Below are 14,122 nucleotides of genomic sequence, written 5' to 3'. Positions count from 1 at the left end.
TCACTTTTTTTAGTTCATATTATTGGGCAGATAATGTCCGACAGCGTTCCGCTTTAAGCGGTAGTGCTGTGTGTTAGTGATTCATTTATGTTCTCAATTTCCATATCAAGAAAGGTTACATACCATTCTATAAATGATATTCTTTGCCCATCTTTCAATTTCGGTACAAGTCCACTATAATCAGCTCGTCCATCAAACCAAATATGTCCTTTTTCATTTCCATTCACCACCAATAGAAATGTACATCCATGTCCGAAATGACTTATTTGCAGACAGCCTGCAATATGTGCGGTACTAATATACGCATTAACAATTTCCGTTTCCGGGTATCCCTCGTTCCAATTAAAGGAGGTTATCCATTCTTCATTCCAACTATCTTGATATGGGAATTTTTCATTCAAGGAAATATTAGGTTTGTCTCTTAATTTGAAATCAACAATAGCTTTATCAAGAGGCAATAATCCATATCCCGGTCCGAAACCTCCATTTCCTATTTCAGAAATAAAAGTTCTGTAATCATCAGGAAGAGTTATACAATGTTTATGCTCAAACCCCTTAATATCTTCTTCAGATAGACAAGGATTATAAGATACCTCTTGTTCCTTTACTCCAAAAGATGCAAATTCTTTATGGCGTCTTATGAAAGCCAATTTTTCTAATATTTCCTTTTTTTGATTCATAATCACTGACATGTAATTATCCACGTTTTCCGCTATTATCTTCGCTCAATTACAAATATATATCATAAGGGCGAAACTTCGGAATATTCGGTCTTCCTTTTTTCAAGGTATGCTTAAAAGCAGTTTTTGCGGGCGGTTGTTTGGGCGTTCCCCTTCGGGTCGGGCTTTCCGCTGCAAGTCCTCGCTATGCTGTGGGCTTTCCCCTGCAATCCCTAACGTGGGTGAAAGGGATTTCACTGTCTTGCGCTTAAACCTTGGCGCACGGGCTGTCCCGTCCCGGCGTCCGTTTCCGACCATTCCGGCAGGCTGCATGGCCGAAGCCGGACATCGGGCGGAAGGACAAACGGAACACATCCGTCCGTGCCGCCCGAAAGAGTTCCCCGGCGTTTGTCCGGCAGCCGAAACCTGACCGTGCTCCCATATACTTCTCCCGCCCGTATCTCCTTGCCTTGGGAAACGGGCGTTCCCGGCTCTCCGGAAGGCTTCTTCTTCCCGCACCCGGCAAGTAACTTACCATTGACTGGAATAGACTGACAGGGCATTTTTTCCCTAAGCTGATTGGAAAAACATTGACGAAGGTAGGCGGAGGTGAAAGCAAATCCGCAAAAAATGCCAAATCTCCACCCTGCGGGTAGTATTTACCATTTTTTCAGATGGTTGCAATTCACCTTTTCCGCTTTCAATGATGGTCAATGTTCTTCCCAATCAGCCAAGGGAAAAAAATTGGTTGGGGCGACAAGCGATGAAAACAGAGTAATAACGATTAAAATTTGTGAGTTATGGCAACAACGAACAGCACCATCGAAAAGATTGCACCGATGTTCACCGATTTGTTAATCAAGAAAATCGAGTGCTTGAAAACGGATTGGCAAAAGCCGTGGATTGCGAGCCTTGAACAAGGTTTGCCCCGCAACATCAGAGGGACGCTCTATAACGGCGGAAATGTCTTGATGTTATTGTTCTACACCGAGTTCATGAAATTCACTTTGCCCGTGTTCCTCACGTTCAACCAAGCGAAGGAAGAGGATTTAAGTGTTTGCAAGGGCGCACGCTCGTTTCCCGTCTATTATTGGTTTAAGTTCGTGGTACACAAGGAAACGAAAAAGACAATCAAGTACGAGGAATACCGCAAACTGTCCGCAACCGAGCAGGAAAATTACAAGGTCATCCCGCAGATGAAGTATTACAATGTCTTCAACATCGACCAGACCGATTTTGCCGAAAAGCAGCCCGAACGCTACGAGCGTATGAAGAAGGGGGAGCAACCCGAAGACTATTCGGACGGAATGATTTACGAGGCGTTGGACGAGCTTGTCTATCTGCAAAATTGGTATTGCCCCATCAAGGTGCAGTATTCGGACAGTGCCTACTATTCGCCCTCTTCCGACCATATCATTTGCCCGCAGCGTGAGCAGTTCCCGCAGGGAGCGGAATATTACGGCACGCTCCTGCACGAGATGGCGCACAGCACGGGAAGCCCCCAACGGCTGAACCGCACGTTCGGCAGCTTCTTCGGGGATGCGCTCTATGCCCGTGAGGAACTTGTCGCCGAACTTACCGCAGCCCTTTGCGGTGCGTTCTTCGGCTACGCAGCCGCACCGCAGGAGAACAACGCCGCCTATCTGAAACACTGGCTCACCAAGCTAAAGGAAGAACCCGCCTTTTTGGTGGAGATATTGGGGGACGTGAACAAGGCGGCGAAGATGATTGCCGACAAGGTAATCGAACCGATAAACGAACCCGCAGCAGCCTAAGCGGGACGGCAAAGGAACAAGAGTATAAACCAACGGGCGGAGCAGTCCGCCCCACTAAAGACATAAGACGATGAAAACATTATCAGAAAAGGAATTTAACGGGTTAAACATAAAAGCTATGTTTACCGAGAAGGTGGAACAGGCAAAAAAAGAACTGTCTCCACTCATGCAGGAGGTAAGGAAGTACATACCCCAAGCGGAATACGGCTACCACGTGGTAAGCGGTGAATACCCCGCATTTTACGGCGTGCGCATAGAGTTCACGTACAACGGCATCCGTTTCCATGTGTACAGGATAAACAAAGAGAACAAATACAGGATAGCCACCGACATGGAGCATTTTGAGTATGTCAACCGCTACGACATCGAAAGGGCGGGCAGCCAATACGAAAAGCCGTGCAATATCGGCGTGTTCACCGCCAAGAAAATAAACGATTGGATAAACTACTGCACGCAGATATACAGGCAGGTGGAGCAGGAAAATGCGGAGAACTCGAAAAAGGTAGCCGACTTCTTGAAAAGTATCGAGAACGAACCCGTAAGCTGGGAACGTAGAAACTATGCGAAAGGGACGATAACCCGCAACGGCTTGCGCTTCACTTTCTACATAGAGAAAGGACACCTCTCCTTTGAACTGTCCCTAAGTTATCGGGGAACGGCTGATTACGACACTTTCCGGCTGTTGGCTGATAACCGCTATATCCCGAAAGGAAACTATTAAACAACCACGGGCGGAGCAATCCGCCCGACAAAACCCAAGAACATGAAAACGACATTTGTTTACAAACGGATATACCGCCTAATCCTTTGGGCTTCGGTGGTTTATTTCCTCACCACCACCGCAGGGCGGTTTTTCGCCTTGTCGCTTGTCGTGGCTCTGTTTTACTTCGTGGCACGGCTTGTTCTCGCCCTTGCGTGGCGTCTGTTTGTCGGTTTCGTGTTCGTACTGATAATCATTCTTTTAATACTCTAAAATTTACCGATATGGAAACAAGGACATGGACAGAAAACGGAACACCCGTTACCAAGGAAAAGACGGTAGCCTTTTCGGGACACCGCACCAACCGTATAGCCAAGTTCACGGCAGACCGTGAGAAACTCTTCAGGGAGGTGGCGTTCGATACATTTGTAGCCATCGAGAGTTATTGCATCAAAAAAGGCTACGACACCTTTTTGTCGGGAATGTGCGAGGGCTTCGACCTTATCGCAGCAGAGGAAGTCTTGAACCTCAAAAAGGAATACCCACATATCCGGCTGAAATGCGTTGTTCCCTTCAAGGGACAAGCCGAGCGGTACACCCAAGCCGACAAGCGGCGTTACGACACCATTTTGGCGCAAGCCGATGAAGTGGTAACCTTGCAGGACGGATATACCGAGGGCTGTTTCCTACGACGTAACGACTACCTTTTGGAAAACTCCGCTTTTCTGATGGTCTATTACGATGCGGTAGCCGTGGGCGGTACGTTCTACACCCTCAAACGGGCGGTAGAGCAAAAGAAGAAGTTCGCGAACGTATGCTACAACCGCAGGTAGCCCGCAAGGGCGGATTTTCCGCCCGCTACTTTCTTTCGTGAGCCGGAGCGGGGAAAGAAAGATAGCAAAGAAACCGATTACCCGAACGGAAAAAATTATCAAAAAGAACAAGAATAAACAATCAACTTAAAAACAAACGGATTATGAAGACAAAAGCAAATCAATCAGCAGCAGAGAGAAACATCACGATGGTAGCGTTGGCAGACATTCAGCCGAGCGGTTTCAACCCACGCAAGCGTTTCGATGAAACGAGCCTTTACGAGCTTGCAGAGAGCATCAAGCAGCAGGGCGTGTTGCAGCCCATCACCGTGCGCCCCGTTGACGGGACAGACCGTTACGGGATTGTTTTCGGGGAACGCCGTTACCGTGCGTCCGTCATTGCGGGCAGGGACGAAATTCCCGCAATCGTAACCGAGTTGTCGGACGAGGAAGCCGAGGAAATGGCGATTACCGAGAACTTGCAGCGCAAGGACGTGACACCCGTGGAGGAAGCCGCAGCCTATCAGCGGCTTATCGAGAGCGGACGCCACACCGTGCAGACCTTGGCGCAACTCTTCGGAAAGAACGAGAACTACATCCGCACACGGCTGAAATTCACCGCCCTTATCCCCGAAATCGCCGCCCTCTTGGATGCGGATGAAATCACCATCAGCGTGGCGGCTGAAATCTGCCGATACGGGGAGGACATTCAGCGTGAGGTGTACGAAAAGCATTTGCAGGACGAGGGAACGTACAACAGTTGGCGGGGACTGAAAGCCGCCGATGTCGCAAGGCGCATCGAACAGAACTTCACCACCGACCTGCAATACTACCGCTTCGACAAGACCGAGTGCGCCACGTGCGCACACAACACCAATAACTTGCTGTTGTTCCGTGATGGCGGGTGCGGGCATTGCGCCAACCGCACGTGCCTTGCCGAGATGAACGCATCCTACCTCATGGAGCGAGCCGTGCAAATCATGCGGAACCAGCCGGAGGTGTCGCTCTGCCGTGACCGCTACACTACCAACGAGACGGTGGTAGAACGGCTAACCGCTTCGGGCTACGAGGTGGAGACCCTTGACAGGTACACCGCCTTTTCAAGCTGCCCCAAAGAACCCAAAGCCGAAAATTTCAACGACCCCGAACGCTACGGGGAAGCCCGCACCCGCTACGAGCAGCAATGGGCGGACTACATGGAGCAGGAGGAGGAAATCACCCGCAGGAGCGGAGCGGGGGAAATCACCGTCTATGCCAAAATCGGGCAGAAGGAAATTACATTCTGTTACGTGGAGAACATGACCGAAGCGCAGACAGCGGACGGAACGCCCGGACCCGCACCGCTCTCACCCGTGGAGAAGTTGGAGAAGCAGGACGAGCGCAATAAGGAAATCGCACTCGAACGCACGGTGGAGGACACCAAGAAGCAAATCCTCGAAGCCGACATCACGGGCGGTAAGTTCAGTGCCGATGAAGATACCATGTTGTACTTCTTCCTTCTGTCCTCGCTCCGAAAGGAACACTTCGCAGCCGTGGGGATTGCGGAAGACAAGCCGTATATCACGGACGAGGACAAGATGGGGATTATCGGCAACCTCACCGTGAGGATGAAGACCATCATCCGCAGGGACTTCCTTGTAGCCAACTTCAAGGGAGCGTATGGGAACAACACCGTGGCGACCCTCTTGCTTGACTTCGCACGCAGGCACATGCCGGAGGAACTCGCCAACATCGAAAGGGAGTACAACGGGGTGTACGAGAAGCGTCACCAGCGCATCGAGGAAAAGAAAGCCGTCCTCTTGGTACAGGAACGGGCAAGGGAGCGCAAGGTAACGCAACCCGAGGAACAACCGCAACCCGAAGAGATTGCAGCCTAAGGACAAAGGGCAGGGCGGAGAAATCCGCCCGCTACTTTCTTTCGTGAGCCGTGGCGAAAAAGAAAGATAGCAAAGAAACCGATTTTCAAACTTTCAAATTTTCAAACTTATGCGAACCGTACAGAGAACCTATACACTATTCGGCATTGCGGAACTGGAGGACGAAGCCCGTCAGAGAGCCTATACCGACTGGCTTGCCAAGGGAAACGATTACCCGTATGCTTCCGAGAACTGCGACACGCTCGAAGCCTTCTGCAATCTTTTTCGTATCGTCTGCACCAACTACCGTTACGACAGTTGCACATACGCTTACCGTTTCTATACCAAGCACGAGGCGGACACGGAGGAACTTTCAGGCGTCCGTTTGCTGGCTTACCTCTATAACAACTTCCATGCGGGGTTGTACAAGCCCAAGGTCTATTGGACGAAAGACCGCAAGAAAAGGCGCAGGAGCCGTATCTCCGTCACTTGCGAATGCCCCTTCACGGGCGTTGTGTCGGACGAAATCATCTTGCAACCCCTCATGGACTTCATGCGCTCGCCCGACACACGGAATTTCAAGGAACTCATGCGTGACTGTCTGGAAAACTTCTTCCGCTCGTGCCGTGACGATTGCGAGTATTGCGAGAGCGAGGAATATTTCACGGACGAGAGCCACAGGAATAATTGGGAGTACCTTATCGACGGGACACTTTTCAAGGAAACGGCATGAAGCGGGAAATCAGACAGAACGGGAAAACCGTCCTTTACAGCGGGGACGGTCATAGCATCCCCATGATATTCAACAACCTTGTCGGGAAGAACCTCAAAGGCAGGGAGTATTCGGACTATATCGCTTTCGTAGCCATTCCCGACATGGGATTTACCTACGGGAAGATAGCGTATTATTCGGACGGGAATTTAATCGCAACGGGGGAAATCAAGCCATAACATTCCCCCTCTATGTTTCATCGCCGGAAGTCCGGGACGGGTAGCGATCCGCCCGGACTTCTATTTTTACCCGCCCGTGGGAAAGGATTGACCCGATTTTCGGACGCACTTCTTTTTCTTTCGGTGAGCCGTGGGCGGGAAAAGACAAAGAAGCAAAAAGAAACCCTTTGACCCACCGGATTTTTAGCCAAGCTCCACACTCATTTTTTAGCAAACCTACGGGGAAAAACGGACAAGTAGCAAGGCTGAACCTGACGGTTTTGCGCGCAATCTCCACACCTTCGGGTCGTATTCCACGCAAAAGCCTTGCATGAAGTCCGTTCTTTCCCCGTGCCCCAAAGCAAAAAATAAATGTTTCACTTTTAATTTTTTGCATTATGAATACACTGTCTTTTCCTCAAATCACCGTAAGTTACAAGGACGCTGACGCATCCAAGAGAGTTAGAATCCACTCTTCCAAGGAGTCTTACGACATCCTCAAGACCTTCTACGAGGACTGTATGCAGCACCACGAGGAGTGCTGGGCGATGTACCTGAACGGCGCAGGCAGGCTGCTGGGCGTCTCGTGCGTCTCACGCAGCGGCATGAACAGCACGGTGGTGGACATACGCATCGTCCTCCAGACGGCTCTCGTCTCCCACGCCTCGGGAATCATCCTCTCGCACAACCACCCTTCCGGCTCGACCGTGGCGAGCACGCCGGACAACAACCTGACCAGCCAGTTGAAGAAAGGCTGCGAGGCAATCGGCATACAGCTTTTGGACCACATCATACTGACCGAGGACACCTACCTCAGCTACACGGACGAGGGGATGCTTTAAGCGTCCCCTTTTTTATTCGCTATCCGTTTCGCACTTCTTTTCTTTCGTGAGCGGGGCGGGAAAAGAACAAGAAGCAAAAGAAACCGGAAAGCGGCAGGGCGGATATGAAAAAAGCATCCCGAAGGATGCTTTCCATTTCGTCCGGCTCACGCTACATCTTCAACCCCCGTTTCCGCTCCTGCCGGATGTCGGAGAAGGAGAACTTCCCCGTCTCCTTGTCGAACTTCACCGACTTGTCCTTCTGCACGCCGTCCGGCGTCTCCATCCGTTTCACCTCCAGCGGCTTCCCGTTGTAGAAGTCCGTCATTTGCCGGTAGCTGAACTTTTCCCCCGTCAGGCTTTCCATCAGGCTGTTCAGCGTGTAGATGCTGTCTTGGTTACGCACGCTCTCCGGCACGAACTCCGGGTGATTCCTCACCCAGTCCGGGTACAGTGTCTTCGCCATCAGGCAGACCTCCGGCGAGCGTTCCGCCCACGGGATCATCATCAGCGACTCCCGGCTGTGGGCGGCGCACCTGACATACACCTCGGGCGTGAGCAGGCTTTTCGGCACTCCGCCACGCCCGACGGCGGACATCCCCGACGTTTCCACCGCCACCCGCACCCGCTCCGGCGTTTGCAGGTGTACGGGCAGGATGCTGATGCACCTGCCGTCCAGCGGCAGCAGGAAGTCCGCCATTTCGCCGTTCATCACCTCCGGGCGGATAGCCACCGCCACCCCGTAGAGTTCTTCCGGGTTGTTCTCCCGGCACTCCTTCAGCACCTCCATGCACACCTCCGGGGACGGGATATGCTGGACCAGCCCCCGGTGGAAGTCGTTCCCGAACCCCGCTTCCGTTTCCAGCGCCTTCCGGCACAGTTCCGGCGTCTTCAACTCTTCGGGCACGTTCTCCAACTGCCAGCCGTCCTCTTCAACGGCGGCACGGCAGACCTCCGCCGTGCGGTCGTGCCTGCATATCATCTCTAAAGGCACCTGATACATTCTTTCTTCTCGTTCCATGTTTTTACATTTTTTCTTGTTATAAACCCCTTTAAACATCCACCGACAACACGCACATCCATCCGCCGCTCTCCTCGTCCGGCGTCCAGCACCTCGCCCGGACATGGCAATAGCCTTCATTCTCTATCCGTTCCAGCAGGCTTTCCGCTTCATCGCATTCCGTTTCCGCCAGCAGTTTTCTATCCGCCTCCGAGAGCAGCGACTTTATGTTCACGAACTCACGCACCTCCGGGTATTGCGACAGCGTGTCCGGCACGTCGATATGCACAAAGTATTTCCGGAAATAAAACCGGATTTTCCCGCTTTTCCGTTCCACGCCCCGGGCTGGACAAGGTGGCGGCACTTCTGTTTTCATCCGCCTTCCGGCATCGTGCACACGGTATCTTTGCAGCGTCAGCGTGCAGCACGGTGTCCCGTCCCTGCGCAGGTGAAATCCCCGTTCCGTCACCCGGAACAGCTCGTGCTCCACGACCCGGCGCATGGTCCGGCAGTCGTCCTTCATGTCTTCCCAGACCTCCCCGGCGGAAACCGTCTCCAGCATGGCGAGCGTTTTCTCCGACAACAGGTTTTCCGGACATATATTGTCCCCCGCTTGTGGAAGGACAATGTCCGTCCGCCACTTCGAGGCATGCAGGGCTTCGGAAAATTCCGGTATGTCGAGGTATAGAACCAGTTCATTCCGTTCCATACCCGTCCTCCTTGTCGTTGTCCGCATTGAAGTCGAACTCCAGCTCGACCGCCTGACCGTCCGAGTCCTCCACCCAGACGGTGAAGCCGCTCTGTTCGTCCGACAGCGGGGTGTAATAGAGCCGGAACGTCTCTTTCTCCAGCGGGTAGCGGTCATTGGGCAGCAGCACCGTGCCGTCATCCAGTTTGAGCGTCCCTTCCCCGTCGAAGAGGAACCAGCGGATCGTGTACCGGGTGTCCTCCCAGCGTCCTTCCCGTTTCAGCTCGCACCGTATCTCCGCTGTCTCGTTCACTTTCAGCTCCTTCGGGACGGGCATCGTCTCCACCGTGAACGGGTATTTCGTCTGAATGTCCAGCCCGTCATTACAGGCTGCGACCAGCACGAGGGCGGCCACGATGTAGCAGCCCGTGAGTATTTTATAAATCATTGTCCTCATATATACATTATTATAATATAGCAGTTATCGAATCATAAAACGTATTCCCACGCCGACCTGCGTGTGGAACTTCCCGCAGTCGCCGCCGAACAGCACCCTTTGGCGACCGTTTACCAGCAAGACAATCTTGTCCGTCACGTAGGCGGACAGCTCCAGCGTCAGCGCACCCCCGTAGATGAAATTGTCCTCATCCGTGAGCCGGGAGCCGTCCGGCAGCAGGCTCTCGCCCCAGTTCACCGTCTCGTACCCGGCAAGGGCGGACAGCCCCAGTGCGGCGAAGAACGTCTTCTTCCGGTCTGACAGGAAGTTCAGGTAATAGCCGCCCTCGCCCGTGAACTGGCTCGCCGGATAGAGGCAGTCCCGGTAGCCGTACCGCTTCTCCAAGTATTCCGCACCGACCACCCAATGGTGGGCGTTCTTCGTGTAGGTGCTCACCGCTATCCCGGCGTGGTAGCCGAAGCCGTCGCCGTTTTTCCAGCGCATGTTGTCCGACAGCCCGCCCGTGAGCTGTATGCCCCTCATTCCGGGCAGGCACCGTTGGGCGTGTGCCTGGTTCACATGCAGGCACACCCCGAAAAGCAGGATAATGAACAGTAACCTTTTCATCGCTTACTTAATTTTCAGTTCGTTAATCTGTCTTGCCGCCACGAGGTCGGCGTTCTCCACCCGGATGGTCTGGTGCCTGCCGCCGTCCTTCTCGAACAGCTCGATGACCAGCAGCTTGTCGTCCGGTATGGTGAACTGCGGGACGGCATACACCGTGCGCACGTCGCTTTTCCCCTCCGTCACCAGCACCTCGTTGTAGCTGCGCACCGGGTCTATCACCCGCTCCTGAATGGCGGTGCGCTTCGGCACTTTCTTGTCCACGATCTTGAACCGGATAAAGTCCGTCCGGAAAGCCACGTTCGACCTGTTCCTCGTTTCCGTGTGGAAATAGAACAGCCCGTTGTGCGAGTGGATGGATTTCAGGAGGAACTGCACCCCGAAGCGTTTGCAGCCCAAGTGCCGGATCTCCCGCCTGTCCTCCTTGTAGATGCTCTGCATGATCAGCTTCACCAAGAGCGGGCTTTCGCCTGCCAGCTCACGGAAATGGATGTTCATGCGGGTATGCGAAAAGTCCGTCGTGTCCCCGTTCTCCAAAAAATCCTTCATCTCGATGTTCAGCATCTCCGGCTCATGCGCATACCGGGCATTGAACGAATAGAAGCTCCCGTCCTCGCAGATGACGGAAAAGTTCGTTTCCCCCGGAAACCCCTCGGTCGTCGCCTTCACCCGGATCACGTTCTCCGCACCGTCCGCTTTCCCGGCGATAATCCGGTCGCTTCCCAAATCCACGTACCGCACCGCCGAGGGGAAGATGATATGCACCGTCTTGGCGAACGTCACCTGCACCCCGTGGGGCGTAACCATCTGCCGGTAGGGTAGCTTCCGTGTAATCCCCTGATACAGGTCATTGCCCGTGGTCCGCTGTATCGTGTCGTTCACCTGTGCGTTCGCACCCGTCACCATGCCCACAAGCAGGGCGACCCATCCAAAAATCTTTTTCATTGTCTTTACTTTTTAATGGTTTTATAATCTGTTGATTTATTGTTGTTTGGCGTAGAGCATCAGCGGATCACCCGCTTTCAGGTGCACCTTTACCGTGCGGAACTTCTTGGCGAGGTACTGGCTGCCGCCCTGCATCAGCCCACGGGTGATGTCCATCGCCACCTGTTGCCCGGCGCTCCGTGCGAACGAGATGCTCGTTCCCAGCCCGCCGCCGATGTTCGCCATCGCCTCCTTTGCCGCTTCCCGCTCCAGTGAGGTTTCTATGCACAGCCCTTTCATTCCCTCGTTGTCATAGACCGCCAATTCCACCGGCAATATGTTACCTTGGTACTGGACGGACGATACCGTGATGTCGAGCCGTTCCCCCTGCACCTTGCCTGTACCGGATACCACCGTATTGCGTGGGATGGTCAAGTTTCCCGCCTGCAACGGTTCGAGCAGCCGGAGCTTCACCTGCTGACCGTCCATAACCGTCTGGTCTTGGTGGATGCAGGCGGCTATCGTGTTCTTCCCGAGGGCGTACCCGCTGCCCACCGCCGTGTTGAAGCCGTAGTTCCTCGGCTGGCTGTACCGCCGCATGAACTCCGCATCGCTCAATGGCTGTTGCAGCCCCGATACCGTCCGCTCCCGTGCCGCCTGCACCGCCACGGCGGGCTGTCCCAGACCGTTGCCGCCCTGCCCGGTGGCGGGTGCCTGCACGGTTGCGCCGTCCTGCCCGTTCTGCCCCATGTACTTGGCGGCAAGCTCGTAGCTCTTCTCCATCAGTGCCACCTGATCGTCGATTCCGCCCGCCTGCCGTTCCCTTTCTTCCAGTTTGGCGGTCAGTTCCTCCACCTGCCTTTTCAGCTCCTCCTTTTCCCCGTCCACCTTCGGCTCCTCGTAGAACGAGCCGAGTTTCCGGTTGATGTCCCGGTAGGCGGCGACGGAGGAGCGGCGGCCGCCGTTGCCCGAGTAGTCCCTGAACGGTTCCCGTTCCGGCTCGCTGTCCGGCAGTTCCATTTCCACCCCGTCCGCATCGCTCTCTTCGGAGAAGGCGAAGTCCTCCAGCGAGCGCACCTTCTCTGCCTGCCGCCTTTCCGCCTGCGCCTGCTCGTAGGCTTTCCGCTTGTCGCCGATGATCCCGTCGTTCTCCGGCAGGGGGATGTCGGCGTTGAACGCCCCCACGGTGTCCCGGTTCACCTCCCGCTTTTCCGAAGGCGCGAATATCAGCCACATCGAGCCGAGGAACAGCAAGCCCATCAGCGGATATACCATCAGCTTCTTCCGTTGCTGCAACTGTTTCGGGGTGAGCGGCTTGGCAGTCTTCTTCTCCTTTTTCCCGCCGCCCTTGTCCTCCTTCTTTCCGTTCCCCGTCTCCGGGGCTGCGGCATCCGCCGCCTTTACGTGCTGCGTTGCCGTTGCTTTTTCTTGGTTCTGTTCTTCCATCATGTCAAAAATTTATGGTTGTCCTACATTCTGATTCTCCTTACCGGGGGCTTCCGCCTGTCTGTCTCCCCGGCTTGCCGCTTGCCGGGCGGCTCCTTCCGTTCCCGTTTGAGCGATGCCGTGGGGCTTGCCCGGTTGTCCGCCCGCAGGTGTGCAGCCTTCCGTTCCCGGCTTGCCGCCTTTTCGGGAAACAGCCTCGCTTCCAGACCTGCCAGTTCTTTCGCCGCCCGCTCCCGGATGGCACGGTTGTGGCTTCCGATGGCGGCTTCCGGGTAGTCACGGGAGAGGTCCCCGTTGTCCTCGCTCAGGTGGTAGTCCCACCTCAGCCGGGCGATGCCGGCAAAATCCTCCGTCAGCCCGTACTTCTCCACCGTCTCCTTCGGGACTTCCCGCTGACCGTCCCAGCCGTGGCGGGCGAGCCCGTGGAGCAGCGCCCGTTCCGCCTTCACCGCTTCCAGATAGTCGCCGGGCAGTCTGCCGCCCGTCTTCCTCTCGTAGAGGGCGGCGGCTTGCCGCATCAGCCTGCCCCGCTCGTCCGCCTCCCGCAACTCGATCTGTTCCATGATGGTGTGGTTGTCGCCCCGCATCTCCTCGTTCCATTCCCGGCTCAGTTCTTCGAGCCTGCGGTAGCCTTCCGCCAACCCGTGGCGGATGGCCACCGAGTCGTCCGGTTTCTCGCCTTTCAAGGCAAGCCTTTTCAGTGCGTCGAGGTCGCCCTCCCTCATGCAGCAGTTCAGCAGCCGGTGCGCCGCATCCCGTTCCGCCTGCGCTTCGGGGGATAGCGGCTGCGGGGCGTTGCGCCTCGTGTACTCGTGCTCCAGCACCTTGTATTGCGCCGCCAGACGCAGCATCGGGCTTTCCGCCGCCTCCCTCACGCTCCGGGGGATTGCCGCCCCCTCACGCATCCCGTAACGGGTCTCTTTCAGGGCGTCCATGACCGCCCGCCATTCGGGATAGCCCGTCTGGTACACGTACCGGAAGAACCTGTGTTCCAGCAGCAGCTCCGCCTGTTTCCTTGTCACCTCCGGGCAGTCCCGGTAGTCCTTGACGGACTGGAGGATTGCGCCGGCATCCGCACGCCTCTTTTTCAGCAGGCTTCCGAAATACGCCGTCACCTGCCTCATGTTCCGCTCCTCCTGCCGCTCCCGGCGGCGGAGCAGCCACTCACTCAACCTCTCCGCCAGTCCCATGCCGTCCGCTTTCAAAAGGGTTGATAATACTGTCATTGGGCAATTGCAGGCGCCTGACATGCTCTATCCCCAGTTCCTTCCCGTCGTTCCTGCCGATGCGGTAGATGGAGGCGACGGTCATATAGACCGACAGTGCGCCGAACGCCGCCAGCATCACGAGGATGATTGCCACACGCATGTCGGGCGAGATACGCCCGGCGAGGCGGCGGAGCTTCCCGTCCGCCCAGTCCTGCGCCTTTGTGATGAATTTCCTTATCATAG

The 14,122-nt window shown here is 55.0% G+C and carries 19 protein-coding genes; 8 read left to right on the top strand and 11 right to left on the bottom strand.

The features are described from left to right. Nucleotides 1-53: 53 nt before the first annotated feature. Complete coding sequence (locus H8796_RS01520) at nucleotides 54-680, bottom strand: SMI1/KNR4 family protein (RefSeq protein ID WP_044192787.1); 627 nt, start codon at nucleotides 678-680, stop codon at nucleotides 54-56. A gap of 102 nt (nucleotides 681-782) precedes the next feature. Next, nucleotides 783-1,178 (bottom strand): hypothetical protein, encoded by a 396-nt coding sequence (locus tag H8796_RS01515; protein ID WP_245006224.1) that lies wholly within the window; start codon nucleotides 1,176-1,178, stop codon nucleotides 783-785. Nucleotides 1,179-1,459: 281 nt separating this feature from the next. Between H8796_RS01515 and H8796_RS01510 the strand changes: the two genes are divergently transcribed. The 7 genes from H8796_RS01510 to H8796_RS01480 all read left to right on the top strand — a co-directional run bounded on the left by H8796_RS01510 (nucleotide 1,460) and on the right by H8796_RS01480 (nucleotide 6,753). Then, nucleotides 1,460-2,434: an ArdC family protein gene (locus tag H8796_RS01510; RefSeq protein WP_187343909.1), complete on the top strand. Its 975-nt coding sequence runs from the start codon at nucleotides 1,460-1,462 to the stop codon at nucleotides 2,432-2,434. A gap of 70 nt (nucleotides 2,435-2,504) precedes the next feature. Next, nucleotides 2,505-3,155: a hypothetical protein gene (locus H8796_RS01505; RefSeq protein ID WP_187343908.1), complete on the top strand. Its 651-nt coding sequence runs from the start codon at nucleotides 2,505-2,507 to the stop codon at nucleotides 3,153-3,155. A 42-nt stretch (nucleotides 3,156-3,197) separates the two neighbouring features. Then, complete coding sequence (locus H8796_RS01500) at nucleotides 3,198-3,407, top strand: hypothetical protein (RefSeq protein ID WP_187343907.1); 210 nt, start codon at nucleotides 3,198-3,200, stop codon at nucleotides 3,405-3,407. Between the two features lie 11 nt (nucleotides 3,408-3,418). Continuing rightward, on the top strand, nucleotides 3,419-3,967 hold the full coding sequence (locus H8796_RS01495) for an SLOG family protein (protein ID WP_032581444.1): 549 nt from the start codon (nucleotides 3,419-3,421) through the stop codon (nucleotides 3,965-3,967). Nucleotides 3,968-4,110: 143 nt separating this feature from the next. Continuing rightward, the gene (locus H8796_RS01490) at nucleotides 4,111-5,823 is read left to right on the top strand and encodes a ParB/RepB/Spo0J family partition protein (RefSeq protein ID WP_117971472.1); all 1,713 of its coding nucleotides are present in this window, start codon (nucleotides 4,111-4,113) and stop codon (nucleotides 5,821-5,823) included. 109 nt (nucleotides 5,824-5,932) lie between these two features. Continuing rightward, a complete protein-coding gene (locus H8796_RS01485) occupies nucleotides 5,933-6,535 on the top strand; it encodes a hypothetical protein (RefSeq protein WP_004326128.1) in 603 nt (200 codons plus the stop codon). Continuing rightward, nucleotides 6,532-6,753, top strand: a complete 222-nt coding sequence (locus H8796_RS01480) for a hypothetical protein (RefSeq protein ID WP_117599379.1) — start codon at nucleotides 6,532-6,534, stop codon at nucleotides 6,751-6,753. The genes H8796_RS01485 and H8796_RS01480 overlap by 4 nt, the downstream gene beginning before the upstream one ends. Nucleotides 6,754-6,763: 10 nt before the next feature. Here the strand turns inward: H8796_RS01480 and H8796_RS01475 are convergent, their stop codons facing one another. Further along, nucleotides 6,764-7,054: a hypothetical protein gene (locus tag H8796_RS01475; protein ID WP_233530320.1), complete on the bottom strand. Its 291-nt coding sequence runs from the start codon at nucleotides 7,052-7,054 to the stop codon at nucleotides 6,764-6,766. A 76-nt stretch (nucleotides 7,055-7,130) separates the two neighbouring features. Between H8796_RS01475 and H8796_RS01470 the strand changes: the two genes are divergently transcribed. Further along, entirely contained in the window at nucleotides 7,131-7,574 is a 444-nt protein-coding gene (locus tag H8796_RS01470; RefSeq protein WP_117599377.1) for a RadC family protein, read from the top strand. Nucleotides 7,575-7,725: 151 nt separating this feature from the next. On the opposite strand, the gene H8796_RS01465 is transcribed toward H8796_RS01470, so the two are convergent. From H8796_RS01465 to H8796_RS01430, 8 genes are read right to left on the bottom strand one after another with little or no spacing between them, the layout of a single operon-like run. Further along, nucleotides 7,726-8,574: a hypothetical protein gene (locus tag H8796_RS01465; protein ID WP_117599452.1), complete on the bottom strand. Its 849-nt coding sequence runs from the start codon at nucleotides 8,572-8,574 to the stop codon at nucleotides 7,726-7,728. A gap of 31 nt (nucleotides 8,575-8,605) precedes the next feature. After that, the gene (locus H8796_RS01460; RefSeq protein WP_117599376.1) at nucleotides 8,606-9,262 is read right to left on the bottom strand and encodes a hypothetical protein; all 657 of its coding nucleotides are present in this window, start codon (nucleotides 9,260-9,262) and stop codon (nucleotides 8,606-8,608) included. Continuing rightward, entirely contained in the window at nucleotides 9,249-9,698 is a 450-nt protein-coding gene (locus H8796_RS01455) for a DUF3872 domain-containing protein (protein ID WP_004326117.1), read from the bottom strand. Before H8796_RS01455 ends, H8796_RS01460 begins: the two co-directional genes overlap by 14 nt. Before the next feature lie 24 nt (nucleotides 9,699-9,722). Continuing rightward, entirely contained in the window at nucleotides 9,723-10,304 is a 582-nt protein-coding gene (locus H8796_RS01450; RefSeq protein ID WP_032581425.1) for a conjugal transfer protein TraO, read from the bottom strand. A gap of 3 nt (nucleotides 10,305-10,307) precedes the next feature. Next, nucleotides 10,308-11,246 carry a conjugative transposon protein TraN gene (gene traN, locus H8796_RS01445; RefSeq protein WP_117599375.1) on the bottom strand — a complete coding sequence of 313 codons (939 nt, stop codon included), beginning with the start codon at nucleotides 11,244-11,246 and terminating at the stop codon, nucleotides 10,308-10,310. Between the two features lie 36 nt (nucleotides 11,247-11,282). Further along, complete coding sequence (gene traM, locus H8796_RS01440; protein ID WP_117599374.1) at nucleotides 11,283-12,674, bottom strand: conjugative transposon protein TraM; 1,392 nt, start codon at nucleotides 12,672-12,674, stop codon at nucleotides 11,283-11,285. Between the two features lie 20 nt (nucleotides 12,675-12,694). Further along, the gene (locus tag H8796_RS01435) at nucleotides 12,695-13,861 is read right to left on the bottom strand and encodes a hypothetical protein (RefSeq protein WP_117599373.1); all 1,167 of its coding nucleotides are present in this window, start codon (nucleotides 13,859-13,861) and stop codon (nucleotides 12,695-12,697) included. After that, on the bottom strand, nucleotides 13,836-14,120 hold the full coding sequence (locus H8796_RS01430) for a TraL conjugative transposon family protein (protein ID WP_117599372.1): 285 nt from the start codon (nucleotides 14,118-14,120) through the stop codon (nucleotides 13,836-13,838). Before H8796_RS01430 ends, H8796_RS01435 begins: the two co-directional genes overlap by 26 nt. Nucleotides 14,121-14,122: the final 2 nt, after the last annotated feature.

This window comes from Bacteroides sp. M10 (genome assembly GCF_014334015.1).
GTDB lineage: Bacteria > Bacteroidota > Bacteroidia > Bacteroidales > Bacteroidaceae > Bacteroides > Bacteroides intestinigallinarum.
This window is presented reverse-complemented; position numbering and strand designations above follow the sequence as displayed.

Bases quoted from the DNA above. Each gene is read 5' to 3' on its own strand.
- H8796_RS01520 (WP_044192787.1), bottom strand. From the start codon at position 680: ATGAATCAAAAAAAGGAAATATTAGAAAAATTGGCTTTCATAAGACGC.
- H8796_RS01510 (WP_187343909.1), top strand. From the start codon at position 1,460: ATGGCAACAACGAACAGCACCATCGAAAAGATTGCACCGATGTTCACC.
- H8796_RS01505 (WP_187343908.1), top strand. From the start codon at position 2,505: ATGAAAACATTATCAGAAAAGGAATTTAACGGGTTAAACATAAAAGCT.
- H8796_RS01500 (WP_187343907.1), top strand. From the start codon at position 3,198: ATGAAAACGACATTTGTTTACAAACGGATATACCGCCTAATCCTTTGG.
- H8796_RS01495 (WP_032581444.1), top strand. From the start codon at position 3,419: ATGGAAACAAGGACATGGACAGAAAACGGAACACCCGTTACCAAGGAA.
- H8796_RS01490 (WP_117971472.1), top strand. From the start codon at position 4,111: ATGAAGACAAAAGCAAATCAATCAGCAGCAGAGAGAAACATCACGATG.
- H8796_RS01485 (WP_004326128.1), top strand. From the start codon at position 5,933: ATGCGAACCGTACAGAGAACCTATACACTATTCGGCATTGCGGAACTG.
- H8796_RS01480 (WP_117599379.1), top strand. From the start codon at position 6,532: ATGAAGCGGGAAATCAGACAGAACGGGAAAACCGTCCTTTACAGCGGG.
- H8796_RS01470 (WP_117599377.1), top strand. From the start codon at position 7,131: ATGAATACACTGTCTTTTCCTCAAATCACCGTAAGTTACAAGGACGCT.
- H8796_RS01465 (WP_117599452.1), bottom strand. From the start codon at position 8,574: ATGGAACGAGAAGAAAGAATGTATCAGGTGCCTTTAGAGATGATATGC.
- H8796_RS01460 (WP_117599376.1), bottom strand. From the start codon at position 9,262: ATGGAACGGAATGAACTGGTTCTATACCTCGACATACCGGAATTTTCC.
- H8796_RS01455 (WP_004326117.1), bottom strand. From the start codon at position 9,698: ATGAGGACAATGATTTATAAAATACTCACGGGCTGCTACATCGTGGCC.
- H8796_RS01450 (WP_032581425.1), bottom strand. From the start codon at position 10,304: ATGAAAAGGTTACTGTTCATTATCCTGCTTTTCGGGGTGTGCCTGCAT.
- traN (WP_117599375.1), bottom strand. From the start codon at position 11,246: ATGAAAAAGATTTTTGGATGGGTCGCCCTGCTTGTGGGCATGGTGACG.
- traM (WP_117599374.1), bottom strand. From the start codon at position 12,674: ATGATGGAAGAACAGAACCAAGAAAAAGCAACGGCAACGCAGCACGTA.
- H8796_RS01435 (WP_117599373.1), bottom strand. From the start codon at position 13,861: ATGGGACTGGCGGAGAGGTTGAGTGAGTGGCTGCTCCGCCGCCGGGAG.
- H8796_RS01430 (WP_117599372.1), bottom strand. From the start codon at position 14,120: ATGATAAGGAAATTCATCACAAAGGCGCAGGACTGGGCGGACGGGAAG.